A 23,538-nucleotide genomic window follows, 5' to 3' on the forward strand; every position below is an offset into this window, starting at 1 on the left:
TCAAACGCAAGCTCAAGAGGATCATCCCCAACGGTCGCCAGATGGTCATCGGCGTACCGTTCCTGTGGCTGTTCCTGTTCTTCATGCTGCCGTTCTTCATCGTGCTCAAGATCAGCTTTGCCGAAGCCGACGTGGCGATTCCGCCGTACACCGAAATCTGGAGCTACGCCGAACAGAAGTTCGAGTTGATCCTCAATTTCGCCAACTACGCGCTGCTCACCGAAGACGATCTGTACATCTCGGCCTACCTGGGCTCGTTGAAGATGGCCTTCTTCAGCACCCTGATCTGCCTGCTGCTCGGCTATCCCATGGCCTATGCCATCAGCAAGGCACGCAAGGACCTGCAGACCGTGCTCCTGCTGCTGATCATGATGCCGACCTGGACGGCGATCCTGATCCGCGTGTATGCCTGGATGGGCATTTTGAGCAACAACGGTCTGCTCAATGCCTTCCTGATGTGGCTGGGGCTGATCGACCAACCGCTGCAGATTCTCAACACCAACCTGGCGGTGTACATCGGCGTGGTCTATGCGTACCTGCCGTTCATGATCCTGCCGCTGTTCGCCAATCTGGTGAAGCATGACAACAGCTTGCTGGAAGCCGCCTCCGACCTGGGCTCGAGCACCTTCAACAGTTTCTGGAAGATCACCGTGCCGCTGTCGAAGAACGGCATCATCGCCGGCTGCATGCTGGTGTTCATTCCAGTGGTCGGCGAGTTCGTGATTCCCGAGCTGCTGGGTGGCCCGGAAACCCTGATGATCGGCCGCGTGTTGTGGCAGGAATTCTTCAACAACCGTGACTGGCCCGTTGCCTCGGCATTGGCCGTGCTGATGCTGGCGATTCTGATCGTGCCGATCGTGCTGTTCAACCGCAGCCAGGCCAAAGAACTGGAGGGCAAGGCATGAAGCGTTTCGGGTTCTCCAAACTGATCCTGGTGCTGGGGCTGGTGTTCATCTATGCGCCGATGCTGATCCTGGTGATCTACTCCTTCAATGCTTCGCGGCTGGTGACGGTGTGGGGCGGCTGGTCGGTGCAGTGGTACGTCGGCTTGCTGGACAACTCGCAGCTGATGGGCGCGGTTATGCGCTCGCTGGAAATCGCCTGCTACACGGCAGTGACGGCCGTAGCTCTGGGGACCATGGCGGCGTTCGTGCTGACGCGCATCAGTCGCTTCAAGGGGCGCACCATGTTCGGCGGCCTGGTGACAGCGCCACTGGTGATGCCCGAGGTGATCACCGGCCTGTCGCTGCTGCTGCTGTTCGTGGCCATGGCCCAGGTGATCGGCTGGCCGCAGGAGCGTGGCATCGCCACGATCTGGATCGCCCACACCACTTTCTGCGCCTCGTACGTGGCGGTGGTGGTGTCATCGCGATTGCGCGAGTTGGACCTGTCGATCGAAGAAGCCGCCATGGACTTAGGCGCGCGGCCCTGGAAGGTGTTCTTCCTGATCACCATTCCGATGATCGCGCCATCGCTGGCGGCCGGTGGGATGATGTCCTTCGCGCTGTCGCTGGATGATCTGGTGCTGGCCAGCTTCGTCTCCGGGCCGGGTTCCACGACCCTGCCGATGGAAGTGTTTTCGGCGGTGCGCCTGGGCGTGAAGCCAGAGATCAACGCGGTGGCTAGCCTGATTCTGCTGGCTGTTTCGTTGGTGACGTTTCTGGTGTGGTATTTCGGCCGTCGGGCCGAAGAGCGTCGTCGCAAGGCGATCCAACAAGCCATCGAGGAAAGCGCCGCAAACTCCTGGCAACAGCCCAAGACTCAGCGGCCGGCAGTGTCGGTTTGATGAGGATAGGGCGCTGGATCTACAGCGCCCTTGCGGGCCTCTTCGCGGGCAGAGACCCGCTCCCACAGTAAATCTGCGCTGTATCTGAGGGAGCGGCGGGCGGCGAGCCCTCTGCCCGCGAAGAGGCCGGCCTTATCAGCACTCGTATTGCCTTGGAATAATCATCCATGCCCCCTGCATTCCATCCCGACACCCTGCGTAATTCCCTGCCACCCTTGAGCACCCGACAGCCGCTGTCCAATGAGGCTCAGGCCTACCAGCGCTTCTATCAGCTAGACCTGCCGGTACAAAGCTGGCTGGGTCGTTTCAAGGCAGCAGGCTTCGACCTCGTCGCTCAGGTGTGGATACCGCAACGGCCTGTCGCCACGCTCTTCGTGATGCACGGTTTCTACGATCATATGGGGTTGTACCGGCATGCCGTGCAGTGGGCCTTGTCGCGTGGTTTCGCGGTCATTTCCTGCGACCTGCCGGGCCATGGCCTGTCCAGCGGCGAGCGAGCCAGCATTCACAGCTTTGCCGATTACCAGGCCACGCTCGATGGCCTGTTCGCTGAGGCACGCACCCTGCAGTTACCGCAGCCCTGGCACCTGCTGGGGCAGAGCACCGGTGGCGCGATCATCGTCGACCATCTGCTGCACCACGGGGCACAGTCTGCGGCCCAGGGCCAGGTGCTGCTGATGGCGCCGCTGGTACGACCCAGCGCATGGGGGTTGTCCAAACTCAGCTACCGCGTGCTCAAGCCGTTCGTCAACGGCATTGCCAGGCGTTTCAGCGCCAATACCAACGACCCGGATTTCATGCCCTTCCTGCAGGCGGACCCGCTGCAGCCCTTGCGTCTGCCGACAGCGTGGGTGGGGGCGTTGGTGCAGTGGGTACAGCACATCGAGGCCGCGCCGCCCAGCCCGCGCTCGGTGGTGGTCGTGCAGGGGGAGGATGACGATACCGTGGATTGGCGGCACAACCTCAAGGTGCTGCGCGCAAAGTTCGCCGAAGTACGGGTATTGCAGGTGGCGGGGGCCCGGCATCATCTGGTCAATGAGCTGCCAGCGATTCGGGCGAAGTGTTTCGGGTTTTTCGAGCAGAATCTGTAACCGAGTCGTCTGCTTCGCGGCCGCTGACCGCTCCCACAGGGGAGGGCTGTTGCTGCGGGTGGGGCAGATGGGTTGCGGTGCTCTTTTCGCAGCCACTGACCGCTCCTGCGGAATTGTGCAGGCCGCTGTGGGAGCGGTCAGCGGCCGCGAACGGCGTCCCTCAGTTTCCCGCCTTGCCCGGTGTCTGTCCAACCGCCAGGCCAGCGCGTACGGCTTGCAGAGCCGCCTGATAATAAGCCTGGCCAGCGGCAGACTCGGCGAAGCCGACGAACTCCTCCAGTTCCGGATCGGACAACTCGCGGTACACGTACAGCAGCGTATTGTTCAGGTCGATGGCGATCTGCTGCTGCAGCCGCTCCCGCTGACCATCGAGCAGCCCCGCGGCCTGGCCGCCCCCCAACAGACCTGGAATCATCGAGCTGAGGCTGTCGGCGGCCACCCCGGCGATCGCCAGGCTCACCTCCGCGCCAGCCTGGCGCGCCGGCAGTGCCTGCGCCAGATGGCCGATCAACAACGCACGGGTGGATTCGACCTGCAGTTTCGGCAGGCCCTGGGCGTTCTTCGCCAGCTGATCACTGCGGGTGGCCAGCAGCTCGGCGGTGACGATCTTGCGGCCCAAGGCAGATTCGAAGAAGGCGAGGGCAGGTTTGGGATCGGCCAACCCCTGGCGCAGCCGCGCTTCGGCGCGCTGGTCCATGGCCTGCGCTGCGAAGCGTTGGTCGCTGTTGCTCACCAGCGCCTGGAAAACTGCCGGAGGCAAGCTGCTCTGGTAGCGCTGCTGGGCCGCCTTGAGGGCGTCGCTGAAATGCGCCCTTTGTTCAGGCCAGCCAGCGGCCTTGTACAGCAGGTCGTGGTCGTCGGCCCAGGCGGGCGTCGTACTGAACATCATCAAGAACACAAGGACGCGGCGCATAGGGACTCCTGTCGGCAAGGGGGCATTGTCCGTGGCATTGCCTGGCTTTGTCGAGAAGTGCCATGCACGCTGCGTCTCTGTGCATCGACGCCGTGCAAGCCCCTGTCGGTTTTGCAGGCGTATGGATACTATGCCGAGCATGCAAATACCTTCTGATCACCCGCTGTTGCTGCGCATCGTCGACGACCTGGCCGAACACGGCTGGTCGCAGCAGGAACTCTTCGTGCCCAAGGCTTTGACCCTGGCGCTGGCGGCCGAGTGCCGTACCCGCCATGCCCAAGGCGAACTGGCGCCGGCGGCTGTCGGGCGTGGTCCATCCCAGGAGATCCGCGAAGGCATTCGCGGTGACCGTATCCAGTGGATCGAACCGGGCGAAGCCGTGCCGTGCGACGCCTACATGCAGATCATGGACAGCCTGCGCGAGGCGCTCAATCGAGGTCTGTTTCTGGGCCTGGAGGACTTCGAGTGCCACTTTGCCCTGTACCCGCCGGGGAGCGTGTACCTGCGTCACCTGGACCGCTTTCGCGACGATGACCGGCGCATGGTGTCGGCAGTGCTGTACCTGAACGATGCCGACTGGAGCGAAGAGGACGGGGGTCAGCTGCGCATGTACCTGCAAGGCGACACGGCGTACGACGTGCAGCCGATCGGTGGCACGCTGGTGGTGTTTCTGTCCGGAGAGGTGCCGCACGAAGTGATGCCGGCGCAGCGCAATCGGCTGTCGCTGACCGGCTGGTTCCGCCGTCGGGGCAACGAGCCGTTCTGATACACCGCGTCGCCTGGTTCGCGGCTAGCAGCCGCGAACCAGGCGACGAGGTGTGCCAGGCACACCGCAATCCGGCCGCTATCAGAACAATACGCGGCAGCGAATGGTGCCGGTGACCTGTTGCAGTTTTTCCTGCGCCAGATCCGAATATTCGGCGTCGACGTCGATCACCACATAGCCCACCTTTTCGTTGGTCTGCAGGAACTGGCCGGAGATGTTGATGGCGTTCTCGGCAAAGACCTTGTTGATCTCCATCATCACGCCCGGCACGTTCTCGTGGATGTGCAGCAGACGGTGCTTGCCAGGGTGCGCCGGCAAAGCCACTTCCGGGAAGTTGACCGACGACACCGACGTACCGTTGTCGCTGTACTTGACCAGCTTCTCGGCCACTTCCAGGCCGATGTTGGCCTGCGCCTCGGCAGTGGAGCCACCGATGTGCGGGGTCAGGATGACGTTGTCCAGACCACGCAGCGGGCTTTCGAAGATGTCGTCGTTGGAGCGTGGCTCGACCGGGAACACGTCGATGGCGGCGCCGATCAGGTGCTTGTCCTTGATCGCCTCAGCCAGTGCGTCGAGCTCGACCACGGTGCCGCGCGCGGCGTTGATGAGGATACCGCCCTTCTTGATGGCGCGGATTTCCTTCTCGCCGATCATCCACTGGGTGGCAGCGGTTTCAGGCACGTGCAGGGTGACGATGTCGCTCATGCCCAGCAGGTCGGTCAGGCTGGCAACCTGAGTGGCGTTGCCCAGTGGCAGCTTGGTCACGGTGTCGTAGAAATACACCTGCATGCCCAGGCCTTCGGCCAGGACCGAGAGCTGGGTGCCGATCGAGCCATAGCCGACGATGCCCAGTTTCTTGCCACGGATCTCGAAGGAGTTAGCCGCGCTCTTGATCCAGCCGCCACGGTGGCAGGAAGCATTCTTCTCGGGGATGCCGCGCAACAGCAGAATGGCTTCGGCCAGCACCAGTTCGGCCACCGAGCGGGTGTTGGAATACGGGGCGTTGAACACCGCGATACCGCGTTCGCGTGCAGCGGCCAGGTCGACCTGGTTGGTGCCGATGCAGAAGCAGCCCACAGCGACCAGTTTCTTCGCGCAGTCGAACAGCTCTTCGGTCAGCTGGGTGCGCGAGCGAATGCCGATGAAGTGGGCGTCGGCGATCTTTTCCTTGAGCTCGGCTTCAGGCAGCGACTTGGTGTGGTACTCGATGCTGGTGTAGCCGGCAGCCTTGAGGACGTCCACAGCGGATTGGTGGACGCCTTCGAGAAGAAGGAACTTGATCTTGCTCTTGTCGAGGGAAGTCTTGCTCATCTGCGTAAACCTGTGTCCCGAAAAAAATGGCAGGAAGTGAAGCGGCGCGCACCGGGCCAGGGCTCGATTGGCGGGGTGCGTATGCTAGCATAGCCTCCCTGTCGTACGCCCATCCTGGGTCATGAGCCGTTCTCAGGGTGACTATGAATGGTTCGAGGTTCAACGGGCCGCGAATCGCTCGATTCGTGAATCCTTCACTTGCAGAGTCGCGTCCATGAACAGCCATGCCCTGATCGATGAACTCAAGACCCTGCTCGAGCCTGGCAAGGTCCTCACCGATGCCGCCTCCCTCGACACCTACGGCCGGGACTGGACCAAACAGTACGCACCGGCCCCCAGCGCCATCGCCTTTCCCAAGACCACCGAGCAGGTTCAGGCCATCGTACGCTGGGCCAATGAGCGCAAGGTGGCGCTGGTCCCTTCGGGTGGGCGCACCGGGCTGTCCGCTGCGGCGGTCGCGGCCAACGGCGAGGTGGTGGTGTCGTTCGACTACATGAACAAGGTGCTCGAGTTCAACGCGACCGACCGCACCGTGGTATGCCAGCCAGGCGTCATCACCAAGCAACTGCAGAATCTGGCCGAGGAAAACGGCCTGTACTACCCGGTGGATTTCGCTTCTTCGGGTTCCAGCCAGATCGGCGGCAACATCGGCACCAATGCTGGTGGCATCAAGGTCATCCGCTACGGCATGACGCGCAACTGGGTGGCGGGCCTCAAAGTGGTCACCGGCCAGGGCGATGTACTGGAGCTCAACAAGGACCTGGTCAAGAACGCCACCGGCTACGACCTGCGTCAGTTGTTCATCGGCGCCGAAGGCACCCTGGGTTTCATCGTCGAGGCCACCATGCGCCTGGACCGTGCGCCGAAGAACCTCACCGCGATGGTGCTCGGCACCGCCGACTTCGATGCGATCATGCCGGTGCTGCATGCGTTCCAGGGCAAGCTCGACCTCACGGCGTTCGAGTTCTTCTCCGACAAGGCGCTGGCCAAGGTGCTGGGTCGCGGCGACGTGCCGGCGCCGTTCGAAACGGCCTGCCCGTTCTATGCCCTGCTGGAATTCGAAGCCACCACCGACGACATCGCCGACACCGCGCTGGCCACCTTCGAACACTGCGTGGAGCAGGGCTGGGTACTCGATGGGGTGATGAGCCAGAGCGAACAGCAGCTGCGCAACCTGTGGAAGCTGCGCGAGTACATCTCCGAAACCATCTCCCATTGGGTGCCGTACAAGAACGACATCTCGGTGACCATTTCCAAGGTGCCGGCATTCCTGCGCGAGATCGACGCGATCGTCAGCGAACGCTACCCGGCATTCGACGTGCTCTGGTACGGCCACATCGGCGACGGCAACCTGCACCTGAACATCCTCAAGCCCGAGCACATGGACAAGGATGCATTCTTCGCCGAGTGTGCGCTGGTCAATACCGAAGTCTTCGAAACCGTGCGCAGGTACAACGGCTCCATCTCTGCCGAACATGGGGTGGGCATGGTCAAGCGCGATTACCTGCAGTACAGCCGCTCGCCGGTCGAAATCCAGTACATGAAAGCCATGAAGGCCGTGTTCGACCCCAATGGGGTCATGAACCCGGGCAAGATCTTTTCCATTTGATACGTTCATCTGAGCAGAGGTTCGAGCAATGAGCTACCAGCACCAGTACATCGACGGTACCCGTATCCACTTCCCGCTGGGCAAGGTGGTGTGCATCGGCCGCAACTACGCCGAGCATGCCAAGGAGCTGGACAACCCGATTCCGACCGAGCCGCTGTTGTTCATCAAGCCGAGCAGCTGCGTGGTGCCGTTGCAGGAAACCTTCACCATTCCGACTGATCGCGGTGCGGTGCACTATGAGGCCGAAATTGCAGTGCTGCTGGGCAAATCCCTGAGCACCCGGCCCAGTGCCGAAGAGGTCATCGATGCCATCTCCGGCTTCGCCCCGGCGCTGGACCTGACCCTGCGCGACGTCCAGGCGCGCCTGCGCGAGAAAGGCCTGCCGTGGGAAATCGCCAAGTCGTTCGACGGCGCGGCGGTGATCGCACCGTTCGTGTCGGCCGACAGCTTCTCCGACCTCACCGACATCCCGATACGTCTGACCATCGATGGCGACGTGCGCCAGGACGGCAACAGCAACCTGATGCTCAACCCCATTGTGCCGATGATCCAGTACATGGCCGGGTGTTTTTCGCTGCAGGCTGGCGATGTCATCCTCACCGGCACGCCGGCCGGGGTAGGCCCGCTCGAAATCGGCGCCGAAATCGTGCTGGAACTGCCAGGTGTCTGCAGCTTCACCAGCCGCGTCCAGTAGTCGCCCCGCGCCTCACCTTTTTTTTACATTCGATCTGGATAATGCCCCCACCCAAGTGGGCGCATTGTTCGGATGTGCCCGTATGAATCCGTCTCCAGCAAGGGTACTTCATGGTCCGCGCCGCGCTGCATTCATCCCGCCCCCTGCACAAACGTTGGTACCTGTGGACCTTGCTGGTGCTGCTGATCGGCTACATCGTCGCGGTGATCTTGCACTGGGACGATCGCGCCGAGCTGTGGGTGCAGGAGTGGACGCACAACAGCACCGAGCGCAAGGCCAGCGTCTGGTTGCCCGACTATGCAGCAGTGATCGACGCCAAGGCCCTGCCGGGGATGGAAGGCGACGAAGCCTCGGACATCACCTATCACCCCGGCACCCGGACCTTGTTCGCGGTCATGGGCAAGAATCCCTATCTGGTCGAGCTGAGCCTGCAGGGCGACGTGTTGCGCAAGATGCCGCTGACCGGCTGGAGCAATCCGGAGGCCGTCACCACACTGGCCGACGGGCGCCTGGCGATCATCGACGAGCGCCAGCATCAACTGACCGTGGTCAAGGTCGACGCCGACACCCGCGAGCTGAACATCGCCGACTTCACGCCGTTCGACCTCGGCCCTTCGGCGGACCAGAACAAGGCCTTCGAAGCCCTCGCCTGGGATCCGCGCAACCAGCGCCTGCTGCTCGGTGAAGAAAGACCACCGGCGCTGTTCTCGCTGAAGCTGGGCAGCGATGGCCTGCCCAGCGGCGAGAAGCAACGCCTCGATGCGCCCGACCTGGACATGCGCAACCTCTCGGCGCTGGCAGTGGATCCGCGCACCGGTCACCGCCTGCTGCTCTCGGCCGACTCTCACCTGCTCATGGAATACGATGAAACCGGCAAGCAGTGGAGCTTCATGACCCTGCTGGGCGGCATGAACGGCCTCAAGGACACCATTCCCCGTGCCGAAGGGGTGACCATGGATGACGAGGGCACGATCTACCTGGTCAGCGAGCCGAATCTGTTCTACGTATTGCGCAAGCGCTGAACCGCTGGGCAGCGTCATTTGGCGCTGCAATTTCTTGGACATTTCCTACAAGTCAATCCGTATAAACTTAAGCTTGGCTTCATCATTTAATGGTTTGATGCGCACACTTCATTTCAGAGCCCGACGCGATGCGTTTCTTCGTTCGACCGATTCACCTGCTGCTGATCGCGGCGTTGCTCGCACTGGTCTGCGCTTTCGCCGCACTGCATCACTTTCGCTGGATCGAGCGGGCCAGTTTCAACGTCGAGCGCTGGCTCGGCGGACCGCTGCCAGGCGCGATCGACCTGGACAGCTATCAGGTGGATATCGAGGCGCAGGTGGTCGAAGGCCTGGACGACGATATTTCGGCACTGACCTTCGATCCATCGCGCAAGACCCTGTTCACCGTTACCAACCAGCGTTCCGAACTGATCGAGCTGTCGCTGCAGGGCATCATCCTGCGACGTATCGCGCTGGTCGGGTTCGGTGACCCGGAGGCGGTCGAGTACATCAGCCCCGGCGTCTACGTGATCACCGACGAGCGCCAGCAGCGTCTGATCAAGGTCAACGTCACCGACGACACGCAGATCATTGACGCCCAGCAGGCCGAGCAGTTGAGCCTCAACTTCGGTGGCCGCAGCAACAAGGGTTTCGAGGGGTTGGCCTACGACTCGACCGGCAAGCGCCTGTTCGTGGCGCGTGAGCGCGATCCCATGCTGATCTACGAGGTGCAGGGCTTTCCGCGCGGGGTCAGCGACAAACCGCTGGACGTGCAGGTCACCCAGGACCGTCGACGCGATGCCGGACTGTTCGTGCGTGATCTTTCCAGCCTGCAGTACGACGAGCGCAGCGGCCATCTGCTGGCACTCTCGGACGAATCACTGCTGGTACTGGAATTGGACGTGCAAGGCCGCCCCCTGAGCACCATGTCGCTGCGCAAGGGCCGCCAGGGCTTGAGCAAGAGCGTGCCGCAGCCCGAAGGCATTGCCATGGACGACGATGGCAACCTGTACATGGTCAGCGAACCCAACCTGTTCTACGTGTTCCGCAAGCACTGAGCGGCGCTAGCCCTCGGGGTGCAGGAACTTGTCGAGAAACTGCCGGGTCCGTGCTTGCTGCGGGTTGGCGAACAACTCGCGGGCCGGTCCCTGTTCCACGATCACCCCCTGGTCGAAGAACACCACGCGATTGGCCACGTCACGGGCGAACTGCATTTCGTGGGTGACGATGACCATGGTGCGTTTTTCCTGCGCCAGCCCCCGGATGGTCGCGAGCACTTCGCCCACCAGCTCCGGGTCCAGCGCCGAGGTCGGCTCGTCGAAGAGGATGACCTGCGGCTGCATGGCCAGCGCACGAGCAATCGCCACGCGCTGCTGCTGACCGCCCGAGAGCCGCCTGGGGTAGGCCTCTTCCTTGCCGGCCAGGCCCACCTTGGCCAACAGCTTGCGACCCAGTTCGGTCGCTTCGGCCATGGCCATCTTCTTCACCACCAGCGGCCCTTCGATGACGTTCGCCAACGCCGTGCGGTGGGGAAACAGGTTGAAGTTCTGGAAAACGAAGCCCACCTGCTGGCGTAATTCGCGAATCAGGCCTTGTTGCTGCGCTGCGCGGGCGCCGTCGATTTCGATGTCGCCCACGCGGATCTGCCCACTGGTAGGTGTTTCCAGCAGGTTCAGGCAGCGCAGAAAGGTCGTCTTGCCCGAGCCGCTGGGGCCGATGATGGCCACCACTTCACCGGCGCCGATCTCCAGGTCGATGCCCTTGAGCACGCTGTGGCCATTGAACTGCTTGGTCAGGCCCTTTACCACGATCATTGCTTCATGCCTCTTGGTCGTGGCGGTTGACCCGCCGTTCCAGATGATTCTGCAGGTGCGCCAGAACGCTTGCCAACAGCCAATAGATCAATGCGGCCGCCAGGTACATGGTGAAGATCTCGAACGTGCGCGCGGTGATCAACTGCGCCTGGCGGAACAGCTCCGGTACCTGAATGGTCGCTGCCAGTGCCGTGTCCTTGACCAGCGAAATGAAACTGTTGCCCAGTGGCGGCAGGGCGGTGCGCATGGCCTGCGGCAGGATGGCCCGGCGCAGGATCTGCGCGCGGGTCATGCCGATGCTGGCAGCTGCCTCCCACTGACCGCGCTCGATGGACGCGATCGCCGCCCGCAGGATTTCACAGGCATAGGCGGCCATGTTCAGCGAAAAACCGATGAGGGCAGCCGGCAACGGGTCCAGTTCGATACCGATCTGCGGCAGGCCGTAGTAGATGACGAACAGCTGGACCAGCAACGGCGTGCCGCGGAAGAACGACACGTAGACCCTGGCCGGCCAACTCAGCAGGCGGCTTCGGGACAACCGCATCAACGCCAGGCCAAACCCCAGCAGCAGGCCGAAGAACATGCCGCCCAGGCTGAGGAAGACCGTGTAGTAGGCACCCTTGAGCAGAAAGGGTACCGAATCGAGCATCAGCTGCAGGCTGCTCTCGATCATTGCGTGACGTCAGCGCTGAACCATTGCTTGGACAGCTTGGCCAGGGTGCCATCGGCGCGCAGCTTGTCGAGGGCGTCGTCGAGCGCCTTGAGCAGTTCAGGCTCTCCCTTGCGCACGGCGATCCCGGCTTCCTGGCGCGAGAACGCGTCGCCGGCCAGGGCGAGGGTTTCGTTGGTCTTGTTGATCAGGTCGAATGCGGCCAGGCGGTCCACCAGAATCGCATCGATGCGGCCGACGCGCAGGTCCTGGTACTTGGTGGGGTCATCGTCATAGGTCTTCACGATGGCGCTCGGCACTTCCTCCTTGAGCCACTGCTCGTAGTTGGTCCCCAGGCCCATGCCGACTTTCTTGCCGGACAGGTCCGACGGCTGCTTGATGCTGTCGGCATTCTTCTTCACGACCACGGCCTGGATACCGGACACGGTGTAGGGCTTGGAGAAGTCATACTTCTTCTTGCGCTCCTCGGAGATGGTCACCTGGTTGACCACGATGTCGAGGCGCTTGGACTCCAGCGCTGCCAGGATACCGGCCCATGGGGTCGCTTGCAGCTTGACCTTGACGCCCAGCTCCTTGGCCAAGGCTTCGGAGAGTTGCACTTCGAAGCCGGTCAGCTTGCCGTTCGCATCGACGAAGCTGAACGGCGGGTAGGTACCCTCCAGGCCGATATTGATGACGCCAGCGTCCTTGATTTTCTGCAACTGTTCACCAGCCACTGCCTGGCCAAGCAGCGAGCTGCCCAGAACCAGGCCGGCGATCAGCAGGTGTTTGCGCAACGCGGGGAAATTCATGGCGAATCCTTGAGATGAGGGAGGGTTTCGCAGCGCTGGCGGCCACCTGTACGGTTACCGGCCGTCGACGCGAAGGCGCAATTGGAAAACAGGACTATAGGCACCGCCACGCTGGCCCACAAGCCCCCTCGGTGCCCACGGAACGTATGACCGCGGCTTATGTTCAGATGCTCCACGACATGTCCAAAGCGTTCTTTTTGCCGCCTGGATTTTTCCCGTATGGTGGGCGCCAATCGGCGGCCATCGCTGTTTCCACACAAGGCAGGGTATAACCGTGAACGACATCCCTCAGGCACGCAAAGGCCACTGGCAGTTGCAGTCCATCGTCGGCCAGTTGCATGAGGCGCGCTCCGATTGGCGCCGGCAGAACGGACGCAGTTGCGGCATGCAGGGCGGCCGCGAGCTGCCGTCGCGCGAGGCCATGGCCAAGGTGCTCGAGCAGTTGTGCGGCGCGTTGTTCCCGATGCGCCTGGGCCCGGTGGACCTGCGCGAGGAAAGCGAAGACTTCTATGTGGGCCATACCCTGGACGCCGCGCTCAACGAACTCTTGACCCAGGCTCGCCTGGAACTGCGCTACGCCGCGCGCAATGGCGACTGCGACTTGCCTGCCGTCGACGCCAGGGCCCTGGAACTGATCCAAAATTTCGCTGCGGCGCTGCCGGGCCTGCGGCGCTTGCTCGACACCGACGTGCTGGCCGCCTACCACGGCGATCCGGCGGCACGCAGTGTCGATGAGGTATTGCTGTGCTATCCCGGCGTGCTCGCGGTGATCCATCATCGCCTGGCCCACCACCTTTATCTCGCCGGACTGCCGTTGCTGGCGCGCATCAGCTCGGAACTGGCGCATTCGGCGACCGGCATCGACATCCACCCCGGCGCGCGGATCGGCCCAAGCTTCTTCATCGACCATGGCACGGGCGTAGTGATCGGCGAAACTGCCGTCATCGGCGAGCGGGTGCGTATCTACCAGCAGGTCACCCTGGGTGCCAAGCGTTTTCCGGCGGACGAGTCCGGGCAACTGCAGAAAGGGCATCCGCGCCACCCGATCGTCGAGGACGATGTGGTCATCTACGCTGGCGCGACCATCCTGGGTCGCATCACCATCGGCCAGGGCTCGACCATTGGCGGCAACGTCTGGCTCACGCGCAGCGTGCCGGCAGGCAGCAACCTCACCCAAGCCAACCTGGTGCACGACGACGGCAGTCAGAAATAGGGCCGCGCAGGACGCCGCGAACGGCCTGCCAGGCAGGACCGTTCGGCCCATCAATTGGCCATCTACCCATCAGTCGTGTTTTAATTGAACGCTCGTTCAATAAAACCATGGATCGCGATTCGCGTTCAACAGGAGGCCATCCCTTGCTGAAAACGCCCAGTTTCTTCCATTTACGAACGTGTGGAGTGCACCGCGCATGAGTGCATCTTCATCAGCGCCAAGCGGCAACGTGCGCATGAACCCTCCGGTGTTCTATTTCGCCGCCAGTTTCATCCTGATTTTCGGCATCGTCGTCATTTCCTTTCCGCAGGCAGCTGGTCAGTGGCTGATGGCAGCGCAAAGCTGGGCCGCCAACACGGTGGGCTGGTACTACATGCTGGCCATGACCCTGTACCTGGTATTCGTCGTGGTCACGGCACTGTCGGGCTACGGCAAGATCAAGCTGGGGGCCGATCACGACGAGCCCGAGTTCAGCTATTTGTCCTGGGCCGGCATGTTGTTCGCCGCCGGCATCAGCATCACGCTGTTCTTCTTCTGCGTCTCCGAGCCGCTGACCCATATGCTGCAACCCCCGCAGGGTGAGGCGGGCACTCAGGAAGCCGCGCGCCAGGCCATGCAGTTGCTGTTCCTGCACTGGGGCCTGCACGGTTGGGGCGTGTTCGCCTTCGTCGGCATGGCCCTGGCCTATTTCGCCTATCGCCACAACCTGCCGCTGGCGCTGCGTTCGGCGCTCTACCCGCTGATCGGCAAACGCATCAACGGGCCGATCGGCTACGCGGTGGACGGCTTCGGCATCATCGCCACCATCTTCGGCCTGGGTGCCGACATGGGGTTCGGCGTGCTGCACCTCAATTCCGGCCTGGACTACCTGTTCGGTGTCGCCCACACCCAATGGGTGCAGGTGATCCTGATCACCCTGATGATGGGTGCAGCCATTCTGGTGGCGGTCTCCGGTGTCGACAAGGGCGTGCGGGTGATGTCCGACATCAACATGCTGCTGGCCTGTGCGCTGTTGCTCTTCGTGCTGTTCGCCGGGCCGACCCAGCACTTGCTCAGCACCCTGGTGCAGAACGTCGGCGATTATCTGGGTGCACTGCCCAGCAAGAGCTTCGACGTCTACGCCTACGACAAACCCAGCGACTGGCTGGGTAACTGGACGGTGTTCTACTGGGCCTGGTGGATTGCCTGGTCGCCTTTCGTGGGGCTGTTCATTGCGCGCATCTCGCGCGGACGCACCATTCGCGAGTTCGTCTTCGGCGTGTTGCTGATCCCACTGGGCTTCACCCTGGCCTGGATGTCGATCTTCGGCAACAGCGCCATCGACCAGGTGATCAACCATGGCATGGCCGCGATCGGCCAGTCGGCCATCGATGACCCGTCGATGACCCTCTACCTGCTGCTCGAAACCTACCCATGGGCGAGGACGGTGATCGCCGTTACGGTGTTCATCAGTTTCGTGTTCTTCGTCACCTCGGCCGACTCGGGCACCGTCGTGCTCTCCACCCTGTCGGCACGTGGCGGCAACCCCGACGAAGATGGACCGAAATGGCTGCGGGTGTTCTGGGGCGCAATGACCGCGCTGGTCACCAGTGGCCTGCTGTTCGCCGGCAGCATCGACTCGCTGAAATCGGCGGTGGTGCTGACCTCGCTGCCGTTCTCGATCATTCTGCTGGCCATGATGTGGGGGCTGCACAAGGCGTTCCACATGGAAAGCCAGCGCAAGATTGCCCAGCTCTATTCGCTGGCGCCGGTTGCCAGCTCGCGGCCAGGGCGAGGCGGCTGGCGCCAGCGGTTGAGCCAGGCCGTGAGCTTCCCTTCGCGTGACGAGGTGTACCGGTTCATGGACACCCACGTACGGCCGGCCGTGGCCGAAGTCACCGCATCGTTCGCCGAGAAGGGCCTGGATGCCGTTGCGCAAGAGGACACCCCTCACGACAACGTGATCTTCGAGATCGGTCATGGTGAAGAACGCCCGTTCATCTATCAGGTGCAGATGCGCGGTTACTTCACGCCATCCTTCGCCCGTGGCGGCATGGGCAACCAGGAACTGAAGAACCGACGCTACTACCGCGCCGAGGTGCATCTGGCCGAAGGCAGCCAGGACTACGACCTGGTCGGCTACAGCAAGGAGCAGATCATCAACGACATCCTCGACCAGTACGAACGGCACATGCAGTTCCTGCACCTGGTGCGCTGACAGCGGCAGGGGGCCCACGGCCCCTCGCCCGCACCTGTGCAAAAAACCTGCACACAAAAAAACCCTCGCACCTGGGTGCGAGGGTTTTTTCATGGCTGCGCTATCAGTTGTCGGCGACGGCGTTCCTGGCCAGGATGGCGTTGGCCAGATCCATGTCGGAAGCCTGCAGGCCAGGATTCTCGGCGCGCACCTTGTGGATCGCGGCTTCCAGGTACGGGCCACGGATACCGCCTTCGCTGGCGACGAAGCTGCCGGCATCGTCCTGGGCGGCAATGATCAGCTTGTGATCCTTGAAGGTCAGGTAGGAGGAGCCGGTCGTGGCGCCGGAAGAGAGCACGTTGCGCCAGAAGGGGTCGGCCATTGCCGAGCTTACGGGCAGGGACAGCAACGCGAGGGTAGCAACGGCGGTTTTGAGGCGCATGATCGAGACTCCACAGTGTGATCCGGTACGAATGTAATCCGGGGCAGTTGTCGTTCGCACGTTGGATACGGCCAACCACGTCCAAGTTCCCCAAGGCCAACGGCTTGGCTATCGCCGTGGCGTTACATCGACTCGCTGCGCGGGGTGACGCGCAGCACCTCCTCGAGCGTGGTCAGGCCGGCGGCGATCTGCCGTGCGCCGCTCAGGCGCAGACTGCGCATGCCTTCCCTGCACGCCTGGCGCCGGAGCGCGACAAGGTCGGTGTCGGCGTCGATGCAGGCCTTGACGCCATCGCTCAACAGCAGCACTTCATAGACCCCGGCACGCCCGCAGTAACCGGTGTCGCGACAGCGCGAACAGCCGACGGCCCGCCGCGCACCCTCGGGCACGGCCATGCGCCAGGGCTCGATAAGCGCCTGCCAGCTCTTCTGATCGATGCGTGTCGGCGCCTTGCAGTCTTCGCACAGCGTGCGTACCAGGCGCTGCGCCATGACGCCCAGCACCGTGGCTTTGATCAGGTAGTGTGCGACACCCAGTTCGAGCAGGCGAGTGATCGCGCCCACGGCATCGTTGGTGTGCAGGGTCGACACCACCAGGTGGCCGGTCAGGGCCGCCTGGATCGCCATCTCGGCCGTCTCCAGGTCGCGGATCTCGCCGATCATGATGATGTCCGGGTCCTGCCGCATCAGTGCGCGCAGGCCACTGGCAAAGTCCAGGTCGATGTTGTGCTGCACCTGCAGCTGGTTGAAGGCCGGTTCGACCATCTCGATCGGATCTTCGATGGTGCACAGGTTGATCTGCGGGGTCGCCAGCTGCTTGAGGGTGGTGTAGAGCGTGGTGGTCTTGCCCGACCCCGTGGGTCCGGTGACCAGCACGATGCCGTGCGCCTGGGAAGTCATCTGCTGCCAGCGCCGCAGGTCTTCGGCCACCAGGCCCAGCTGGGCAAAATCCTTGAGCAACACCTGAGGGTCGAAGATGCGCATCACCAGCTTTTCGCCGAAGGCCGTGGGCAGGGTGGACAGGCGCAGCTCGATTTCCTGGCCCTGCGGCAGGCGGGTCTTGATCCGGCCATCCTGAGGCTTGCGCTTCTCGGCGACGTTCATGCGGCCCAGGCTTTTCAGGCGGCTGACGATGGCCAGGGTGACCTGCTCGGGGAAACGGTACACGCCATGCAGCAAGCCGTCGATGCGAAAGCGCAGCGCACCGAAGTCGCGCCGCGGCTCGATATGAATGTCACTGGCGCGCTGCTCGAACGCGTATTGAAACAGCCAGTCGACGATATTGATCACATGCTGGTCGCTGGCGACAGGTACCGTGGCCATGTCGCCCAACTGCAGCAGTTGTTCCAGATTTCCAGCGGTGCCGGGCTGGCCCTGGACCCTGGCGCCGCTGACCGAGCGCGCCAGTTGAAAGAATTGTTCGGTAAAACGCTGGATGTCCACGGGGTTGGCGACCACGCGCTTGATCGAGCGTTTGAGTGCGTGGGCCAGGTCGGCTTCCCACTGATACTGCCAGGGCTGCGCGCTGGCGATGGTGACGCTGTGTTCGTCCACGGCCACGGCGAGAATGTTGTGGCGTATTGCAAAGGCCTGGGGCATCAGGGCGACCACGGTGGCAACGTCGATGCACAGCGGGTCGATGCGCAGGTAGGGTTGCCCGGCGTGGTCCGCCAGCCACCGGCTCAGGGCGTCGAGCGTCAGCAGTTGCCCCGGTTGGCGCGGGTCGGGCAAGTGGCAGTCGGCGAGCCGTTGCAGGGGGTGGGCCGGGCGTGCGCACCCCTGTTTGAAATCGTCGCGCAGTGTCCTGGCAGTGTTCGGTTCGAGGAGGCCTTCGGCGAGCAGGTCGTCGATCAGGTCATCGAGGCTGAGGCCGCCTTCGTGGCGATGTCGGCGGGGGGTGGCGACGAGCGTCATGCGGGAGCCTCCTTGGCGGTGCGCGGTCTGTCGTGCTACTCAGCCTAGCGCCCGTGCCGGAAGTCGCCGTCATGGCAACCGTTGCCGCATTTGTCGACCGCTCAGGCGTACGCCTGTGCCTGGGCCGGGTGCTGGGCATCGACCAGTTGCACATCGAACACGCTGATCAGGTTGCGCATCTTTTCCGCGATCACCTGTGCGCGGTGCCAGGTCAACTCGCCTACCTGCACCTGGATCTGCAAGCTGTCCGCTACCTGGGATGCAGCGAGCTGCCGGGGGATCAGGTACTGCATGGCAAACAGATTGAGCACCCGGCACAGCACGTCGGCCTCGATCTCGGCACTCAGGCTGAACTGCACGGTCGTGGTCAGGTTGCCTGCGGCCCAGACATCGGGGCGTGGCGAGGTCAGCAGTTCAAAGGCGGACATTGGGTGATCTCCGTGGTCGATGGGAGAAAGTTTCCCACGCCGACGCGGGTATTTCTTGCCTGACTTCGCGCGGTATTGAGCTATCTTGAATTGTGCAATTCCAGAAGCACTAGATCAGGGGCATTTCTATGCAAAATTCTTTGGATGCCTATGACCGGCGCATCCTGGCGTTGCTGCAAGACGACGCCACGCTTTCCAGCGCGCAGATCGCCGAGCAGGTGGGCTTGTCGCAGTCGCCCTGCTGGCGACGCATCCAGCGGCTCAAGGAAGAGGGGGTGATCAGGGCACAGGTGACGCTGCTGGACCGCAAGAAGATCGGCTTGAACACGCAGATATTCGCCGAGGTGAAACTCAACGCCCACGGCCGCTCGAACTTCACCGAGTTCACCGAAGCGATACGCGGCTTTCCAGAGGTGCTGGAGTGCTATGTGCTGATGGGCAACGTCGATTTCCTGCTGCGCATCGTCACGCCGGACATCGAGGCCTACGAGCGTTTCTTCTTCGAGAAACTGTCGATGGTGCCGGGCATTCAAGAGGTGAATTCGACGGTGGCGCTGTCCGAAATCAAGTCGACCACCAGTTTGCCGGTTAATCGATGAGTCGCGCTGTCAGCCGCTCCTACAGGTTCACAGCACCCTGTAGGAGCGGCTGGCAGCCGCGAAGAGATCGGAAAAACACCACAAGGCTTACTTGCGCAGCAGCAGTTTCCAGGCGCGATTCTGGCTCACGGCAATGGCTTGCTGCATCCGCGCGTCCAGCACTTCGTCGCTGATATCGAGGCTGGCCAATGCATGCAGCTTGTTCAGCTCGCCGAACAGGCGGTCCACTTCCGGCACGTCCAGCACACTGCGGGCCAGATGCAGCCAGCTCTGGATACGCTCGATGCGTGGCAACTGCTCGGCCAGGTCCTCGGGTTGCTGCTGGTAGCGCGACAGTTGCAGCGCCGTGCCTTCTTCGGCCAGCAGGTGGCCCAGCCAGCTTTGCAGCTGGGCGGCGCCCTGGCGGTTGCCACGGTTGTTGCGCTCGACCGTCCACAGGCGGCCCAGCAGCCAGCGCGAGGTGTTCAGCGAGAACTGGCCCCAGCGCACGTCCAGCAGTTCTTCGGCGAACTGCTCGGGCGCGGCCTTGCGCACGTCTTCGTCGTCCTGCCCGGCCTGCACCAGCGGGCGCCAGTCTTCGAGCAGCGCATCGAGAGAGGTGCGCAGCTCGTTGCTGCTGGTGCGCGGAGCGGCCTGGCCCAGACTGCCAACCAACCCGCGCAACTCGACGAGTTGTTGCACCCAGTCCTGCAGCAGACGCCAGTGGCCATTGAAACGGTACTGCTCGGCCAGGCGCTGGCTGTTCGCCAACAGGTGCCAGGCCAGAGCGGTGAAGGCGTCGTCGAGCGTGGTTTCGGCGTTCAGCTCCGGTGCCGGCAGGCTCAGGGCGTAGCTGTCCGGATCGCTGAGACGATAGCCGCGCTCGGCCTTGCTGATGTCACAGGGCATCAGCGCCAGTTTCTCGGCCAGTTCGGCGGCCAGCTCGAGCAATGCCGATGGCTCACCTTCACGCAGCTCCAGCTCCAGCTCGCAGATCTCTTCGGACTGCTTGCCGACAATGACCTTGCCCAGGTCCAGAGCCGCTTCGATCACCACCCGGGCCTTGCCGCGGCCCCAGGCGATTTCTGCCCGCTCGCGCACGAAATCGGTGGTGAACACCGGTTTGATGGTCTTCTTGTCCAGCTCGGCCAGTTGCTCGGGCCAGCATTCGCCGTCGAGTTTCTTCAGGTCGAGCTTGGCCTTGGGCAGGGTCCAGTCGTACTCGTTGCGCTGCGACAGCCCGGCTACGCTGCTGCCGCGGGTCTTGAGGGTCTGGATGACTTCTTCGCCGTCGCGACGCAGGCGCAGGGCAACCTTGGCCGCCGCCAGTTCGCGCGCAGGCGTGTCGAAGTACTGGTTGAACAGCTCTCGGCGCTCCCAGCCACTTTTGTTGCGCTTCTTCAGCAGAGGGTGCTCACGCAAGGCAGCGAGCGTTTCGCGGCTGACGCGCAGTTTGATTTCGGTTTCTTTGTGCATGAGGGGGCAATCCAAGCGCTGGCGGACAACAACGCGCTGATGACTAGATAAGGCCGTGCAGTGTACAGCAGTCGCGCCACGGCGGTTTATTCTTGGCGCCCGATGGCTCTATGATGGGGCTCGCCCCGGGAGGTTCGCCATGCCATTGCCGTCCATGCAGGAACAGTTCGCCGCCCTCATCGCGGCGCCTTCGGTGAGTTGCACCCAGCCCAGCCTGGACCAGTCGAACGGCCCGGTGATCGATCTGCTGGCCAACTGGCTGACCGAGCTGGGCTTCGCCTGCGAGATCCAGCAGGTCGAGCCCGGCAAGTTCAACCTGATCGCCACGTTCGGTAGTGGCCCCGGCGGCTTGGTGCTGGCCGGGCACAGCGACACGGTGCCCTACGACGAGGCGCTGTGGAGCACCGATCCGCTCAAGCTCACCGAGGTCGACGGACGCTGGGTCGGACTGGGCAGTTGCGACATGAAGGGCTTTTTCGCGCTGGCGATCGAGGCAGTGCGCGGCCTGATCGACCAGCCGTTCAAGCAGCCGCTGATCATCCTCGCCACCTGTGACGAGGAAAGCTCGATGTCCGGCGCCAAGGCGCTGGCCGCGGCCGGTCGCCCGCTGGGCCGTGCTGCGGTCATCGGCGAGCCAACTGGGCTCAGGCCGATACGCCTGCACAAGGGGGTGATGATGGAGCGCATCGACATCCTCGGTCGCAGTGGCCATTCCTCGGACCCAAGCCTGGGCCACAGCGCCCTGGAAGCGATGCACGGGGCGATCGGCGAGTTGCTGAGCCTGCGTCGGCAGTGGCAGCGCGAGTACAACAACGCGCAGTTCAGTGTGCCCCAGCCGACCTTGAACCTGGGTTGTATCCACGGCGGCGACAACCCCAACCGCATCTGCGGGCAATGCTCGCTGGAGTTCGACCTGCGGCCGTTGCCGGGCATGGACCCGCAGGTCCTGCGTGCCGCGATTCTTAGCAAGCTGGCACCGTTGGCCGAGCTGCACCAGGTGAAGATCGACTATGCCCCGTTGTTCGCCGAGGTACCCCCCTTCGAGCAGCGTGCCGACGCCGAGCTGGTCCGGGTCGCCGAACGCCTCACCGGGCACACCGCAGCTGCCGTGGGCTTCGGCACCGAGGCGCCCTACCTGCAGAGCATGGGGTGCGAAACCCTGGTGCTGGGTCCGGGCAATATTGCCTGCGCACACCAGCCCGGCGAATACCTTGAAATGTCACGTTTGCAGCCTACCGTGCGTCTATTGCGTGAACTGATCGGACATTACTGCCTCGAATCGGTGATCACCTGAATCTGACCTCCACCCAGGTCGCCATCCATGCAAGGAGTGCACGCGTGTTGCCAAGCCTGTCACGACGATAACCCTCATACCGCTGTGCGCCGAGTGATGCTTTTCGTCCCACTTTTCTACAGGCTTTTGCTGTCATGCCCGACTACGTGAATTGGCTTCGCCACGCTTCCCCCTACATCAATGCCCACCGTGACTGCACCTTCGTGGTGATGCTTCCCGGCGAAGGCGTTGCCCACCCCAACTTCGGCAATATCGTCCACGACCTGGTGCTGCTGCACAGCATGGGCGTGCGTCTGGTGCTGGTCCACGGGTCGCGCCCGCAGATCGAGAGCCGCCTGGCCGCGCGCGGCCTGAGTCCGCATTACCACCGCAACCTGAGGGTCACCGACGCGGCCACGCTCGAATGCGTGATCGATGCGGTAGGTCAACTGCGGATCGCCATCGAGGCGCGCCTGTCCATGGACATGGCGTCCTCGCCGATGCAGGGCTCGCGGTTGCGCGTGGCGGGCGGCAACCTGGTCACGGCGCGGCCGATCGGCGTGGTCGAGGGCGTCGATTACCACCATACCGGCGAAGTGCGGCGGGTCGATCGCAAAGGCATCAACCGCCTGCTCGACGAACGCTCGATCGTGCTGCTGTCGCCCCTGGGTTATTCGCCCACGGGCGAGATCTTCAACATTGCCTGCGAAGACGTGGCCACGCGAGCGGCCATCGATCTGGAAGCCGACAAGTTGCTGCTGTTCGGCGCCGAGCCGGGCTTGCTCGACGAAACCGGTCATCTGGTGCGCGAACTGCGTCCGCAGCAGGTACCGGCGCACTTGTTGCGTCTGGGCAATGATTATCAGGGCGAGTTGCTCGATGCCGCCGCCCAGGCGTGCAAGGGTGGCGTCAGCCGCGCGCATATCGTCAGCTATGCCGAAGATGGTGCACTGCTGACCGAGCTGTTCACTCGCAACGGCGGCGGAACACTGGTGGCGCAAGAGCAGTTCGAACAGGTGCGCGAAGCCAATATCGAAGACGTTGGTGGGTTGCTGGACTTGATCAGCCCGCTGGAAGAGCAGGGCATTCTGGTGCGCCGCTCACGGGAAGTGTTGGAGCGTGAGATCACCCAGTTCAGCGTGGTCGAGCGTGAAGGCATGATCATCGCCTGTGCAGCGTTGTACCCGATCGCCGATTCGCAGACCGGCGAGCTGGCGTGCCTGGCGGTAAATCCGGAATACCGTCACGGCGGCCGTGGCGACGAGTTGCTCGAGCGCATCGAGGAACGGGCGCGCGCGCTCGGGCTCAACACCTTGTTCGTGCTGACCACCCGCACGGCGCACTGGTTTCGCGAGCGTGGCTTCGTGCCCAGCGGTGTCGAACGCCTGCCTTCGGCGCGCGCCTCGCTGTACAACTACCAGCGCAATTCGAAAATCTTCGAAAAAGCGCTGTAGCGGGGCATCCGCTGGATCGGCGGCGCCCCTTTCGCGGCCGATGACCGCTCCCACAGGGCATCGCGTACACCTGTGGGAGCGGTCCGTGGCCGCGAAGGGCGCGCTGCGGTTTGTCTGATGTTACGCGGCGCCCTTTTCG

Annotated in this window: 22 protein-coding genes; 13 read left to right on the forward strand and 9 right to left on the reverse strand. The window is 63.1% G+C overall.

Annotation, left to right across the window (positions count from 1 at the left end; all coding sequences use genetic code 11):
• The first annotated feature begins 23 nt into the window (after nucleotides 1-23).
• The 3 genes from IFT98_RS15720 to IFT98_RS15730 all read left to right on the forward strand — a co-directional run bounded on the left by IFT98_RS15720 (nucleotide 24) and on the right by IFT98_RS15730 (nucleotide 2,877).
• Nucleotides 24-905 (forward strand): ABC transporter permease subunit, encoded by an 882-nt coding sequence (locus IFT98_RS15720; protein ID WP_185794802.1) that lies wholly within the window; start codon nucleotides 24-26, stop codon nucleotides 903-905.
• Nucleotides 902-1,786 (forward strand): ABC transporter permease subunit, encoded by an 885-nt coding sequence (locus IFT98_RS15725; RefSeq protein ID WP_192050058.1) that lies wholly within the window; start codon nucleotides 902-904, stop codon nucleotides 1,784-1,786. The genes IFT98_RS15720 and IFT98_RS15725 overlap by 4 nt, the downstream gene beginning before the upstream one ends.
• 167 nt (nucleotides 1,787-1,953) lie before the next feature.
• Complete coding sequence (locus IFT98_RS15730; RefSeq protein ID WP_192050056.1) at nucleotides 1,954-2,877, forward strand: alpha/beta hydrolase; 924 nt, start codon at nucleotides 1,954-1,956, stop codon at nucleotides 2,875-2,877.
• A 160-nt stretch (nucleotides 2,878-3,037) separates the two neighbouring features.
• On the opposite strand, the gene IFT98_RS15735 is transcribed toward IFT98_RS15730, so the two are convergent.
• The gene (locus IFT98_RS15735) at nucleotides 3,038-3,790 is read right to left on the reverse strand and encodes a DUF2059 domain-containing protein (protein WP_192050054.1); all 753 of its coding nucleotides are present in this window, start codon (nucleotides 3,788-3,790) and stop codon (nucleotides 3,038-3,040) included.
• A 130-nt stretch (nucleotides 3,791-3,920) separates the two neighbouring features.
• Here IFT98_RS15735 and IFT98_RS15740 point away from each other — a divergent pair, with 130 nt between their 5' ends.
• Complete coding sequence (locus tag IFT98_RS15740) at nucleotides 3,921-4,556, forward strand: 2OG-Fe(II) oxygenase (protein ID WP_192050052.1); 636 nt, start codon at nucleotides 3,921-3,923, stop codon at nucleotides 4,554-4,556.
• Between the two features lie 81 nt (nucleotides 4,557-4,637).
• Here the strand turns inward: IFT98_RS15740 and serA are convergent, their stop codons facing one another.
• Complete coding sequence (serA, locus tag IFT98_RS15745) at nucleotides 4,638-5,867, reverse strand: phosphoglycerate dehydrogenase (RefSeq protein WP_192050050.1); 1,230 nt, start codon at nucleotides 5,865-5,867, stop codon at nucleotides 4,638-4,640.
• 214 nt (nucleotides 5,868-6,081) lie between these two features.
• Here serA and IFT98_RS15750 point away from each other — a divergent pair, with 214 nt between their 5' ends.
• The 4 genes from IFT98_RS15750 to IFT98_RS15765 all read left to right on the forward strand — a co-directional run bounded on the left by IFT98_RS15750 (nucleotide 6,082) and on the right by IFT98_RS15765 (nucleotide 10,229).
• Nucleotides 6,082-7,476, forward strand: coding sequence for an FAD-binding oxidoreductase (locus tag IFT98_RS15750; protein WP_122796202.1), 1,395 nt, complete (start codon nucleotides 6,082-6,084; stop codon nucleotides 7,474-7,476).
• A 28-nt stretch (nucleotides 7,477-7,504) separates the two neighbouring features.
• Nucleotides 7,505-8,170 (forward strand): fumarylacetoacetate hydrolase family protein, encoded by a 666-nt coding sequence (locus IFT98_RS15755; RefSeq protein ID WP_192050048.1) that lies wholly within the window; start codon nucleotides 7,505-7,507, stop codon nucleotides 8,168-8,170.
• 110 nt (nucleotides 8,171-8,280) lie between these two features.
• Nucleotides 8,281-9,192: an SdiA-regulated domain-containing protein gene (locus IFT98_RS15760; RefSeq protein WP_192050046.1), complete on the forward strand. Its 912-nt coding sequence runs from the start codon at nucleotides 8,281-8,283 to the stop codon at nucleotides 9,190-9,192.
• A 128-nt stretch (nucleotides 9,193-9,320) separates the two neighbouring features.
• Nucleotides 9,321-10,229 carry an SdiA-regulated domain-containing protein gene (locus IFT98_RS15765; protein WP_192050044.1) on the forward strand — a complete coding sequence of 303 codons (909 nt, stop codon included), beginning with the start codon at nucleotides 9,321-9,323 and terminating at the stop codon, nucleotides 10,227-10,229.
• A gap of 6 nt (nucleotides 10,230-10,235) precedes the next feature.
• Here IFT98_RS15765 and tcyN read toward each other — a convergent pair whose 3' ends face one another.
• The 3 genes from tcyN to tcyJ are packed head-to-tail and all read right to left on the reverse strand — an operon-like array spanning nucleotide 10,236 to nucleotide 12,446.
• A complete protein-coding gene (gene tcyN / locus IFT98_RS15770) occupies nucleotides 10,236-10,985 on the reverse strand; it encodes an L-cystine ABC transporter ATP-binding protein TcyN (protein WP_192050042.1) in 750 nt (249 codons plus the stop codon).
• 4 nt (nucleotides 10,986-10,989) lie between these two features.
• Nucleotides 10,990-11,655 (reverse strand): cystine ABC transporter permease, encoded by a 666-nt coding sequence (gene tcyL / locus IFT98_RS15775; protein ID WP_192050399.1) that lies wholly within the window; start codon nucleotides 11,653-11,655, stop codon nucleotides 10,990-10,992.
• Entirely contained in the window at nucleotides 11,655-12,446 is a 792-nt protein-coding gene (gene tcyJ / locus IFT98_RS15780) for a cystine ABC transporter substrate-binding protein (protein ID WP_192050040.1), read from the reverse strand. The genes tcyL and tcyJ overlap by 1 nt, the downstream gene beginning before the upstream one ends.
• A gap of 274 nt (nucleotides 12,447-12,720) precedes the next feature.
• Here tcyJ and epsC point away from each other — a divergent pair, with 274 nt between their 5' ends.
• Complete coding sequence (epsC, locus tag IFT98_RS15785; protein WP_192050038.1) at nucleotides 12,721-13,659, forward strand: serine O-acetyltransferase EpsC; 939 nt, start codon at nucleotides 12,721-12,723, stop codon at nucleotides 13,657-13,659.
• Between the two features lie 235 nt (nucleotides 13,660-13,894).
• Nucleotides 13,895-15,856, forward strand: coding sequence for a choline transporter BetT (gene betT / locus IFT98_RS15790; protein WP_185794803.1), 1,962 nt, complete (start codon nucleotides 13,895-13,897; stop codon nucleotides 15,854-15,856).
• 103 nt (nucleotides 15,857-15,959) lie between these two features.
• Here the strand turns inward: betT and IFT98_RS15795 are convergent, their stop codons facing one another.
• The 3 genes from IFT98_RS15795 to IFT98_RS15805 form a co-directional block, all read right to left on the reverse strand.
• On the reverse strand, nucleotides 15,960-16,277 hold the full coding sequence (locus tag IFT98_RS15795; RefSeq protein ID WP_122479854.1) for a DUF2388 domain-containing protein: 318 nt from the start codon (nucleotides 16,275-16,277) through the stop codon (nucleotides 15,960-15,962).
• A 122-nt stretch (nucleotides 16,278-16,399) separates the two neighbouring features.
• Nucleotides 16,400-18,190: a GspE/PulE family protein gene (locus IFT98_RS15800; protein ID WP_192050036.1), complete on the reverse strand. Its 1,791-nt coding sequence runs from the start codon at nucleotides 18,188-18,190 to the stop codon at nucleotides 16,400-16,402.
• A 101-nt stretch (nucleotides 18,191-18,291) separates the two neighbouring features.
• Nucleotides 18,292-18,618: a hypothetical protein gene (locus tag IFT98_RS15805; protein WP_122715945.1), complete on the reverse strand. Its 327-nt coding sequence runs from the start codon at nucleotides 18,616-18,618 to the stop codon at nucleotides 18,292-18,294.
• Nucleotides 18,619-18,746: 128 nt separating this feature from the next.
• Here IFT98_RS15805 and IFT98_RS15810 point away from each other — a divergent pair, with 128 nt between their 5' ends.
• Nucleotides 18,747-19,217 carry an Lrp/AsnC family transcriptional regulator gene (locus tag IFT98_RS15810; RefSeq protein WP_192050034.1) on the forward strand — a complete coding sequence of 157 codons (471 nt, stop codon included), beginning with the start codon at nucleotides 18,747-18,749 and terminating at the stop codon, nucleotides 19,215-19,217.
• A gap of 87 nt (nucleotides 19,218-19,304) precedes the next feature.
• On the opposite strand, the gene IFT98_RS15815 is transcribed toward IFT98_RS15810, so the two are convergent.
• Nucleotides 19,305-20,672: a CYTH domain-containing protein gene (locus IFT98_RS15815; protein ID WP_192050032.1), complete on the reverse strand. Its 1,368-nt coding sequence runs from the start codon at nucleotides 20,670-20,672 to the stop codon at nucleotides 19,305-19,307.
• Between the two features lie 139 nt (nucleotides 20,673-20,811).
• Here IFT98_RS15815 and argE point away from each other — a divergent pair, with 139 nt between their 5' ends.
• Both argE and argA read left to right on the forward strand, forming a co-directional pair.
• Nucleotides 20,812-21,966, forward strand: a complete 1,155-nt coding sequence (argE, locus tag IFT98_RS15820) for an acetylornithine deacetylase (protein WP_192050029.1) — start codon at nucleotides 20,812-20,814, stop codon at nucleotides 21,964-21,966.
• 134 nt (nucleotides 21,967-22,100) lie between these two features.
• On the forward strand, nucleotides 22,101-23,399 hold the full coding sequence (gene argA / locus IFT98_RS15825) for an amino-acid N-acetyltransferase (RefSeq protein ID WP_122715941.1): 1,299 nt from the start codon (nucleotides 22,101-22,103) through the stop codon (nucleotides 23,397-23,399).
• Nucleotides 23,400-23,538 lie beyond the last annotated feature (139 nt).

Source organism: Pseudomonas sp. CFBP 8770 (genome assembly GCF_014841705.1).
GTDB lineage: Bacteria > Pseudomonadota > Gammaproteobacteria > Pseudomonadales > Pseudomonadaceae > Aquipseudomonas.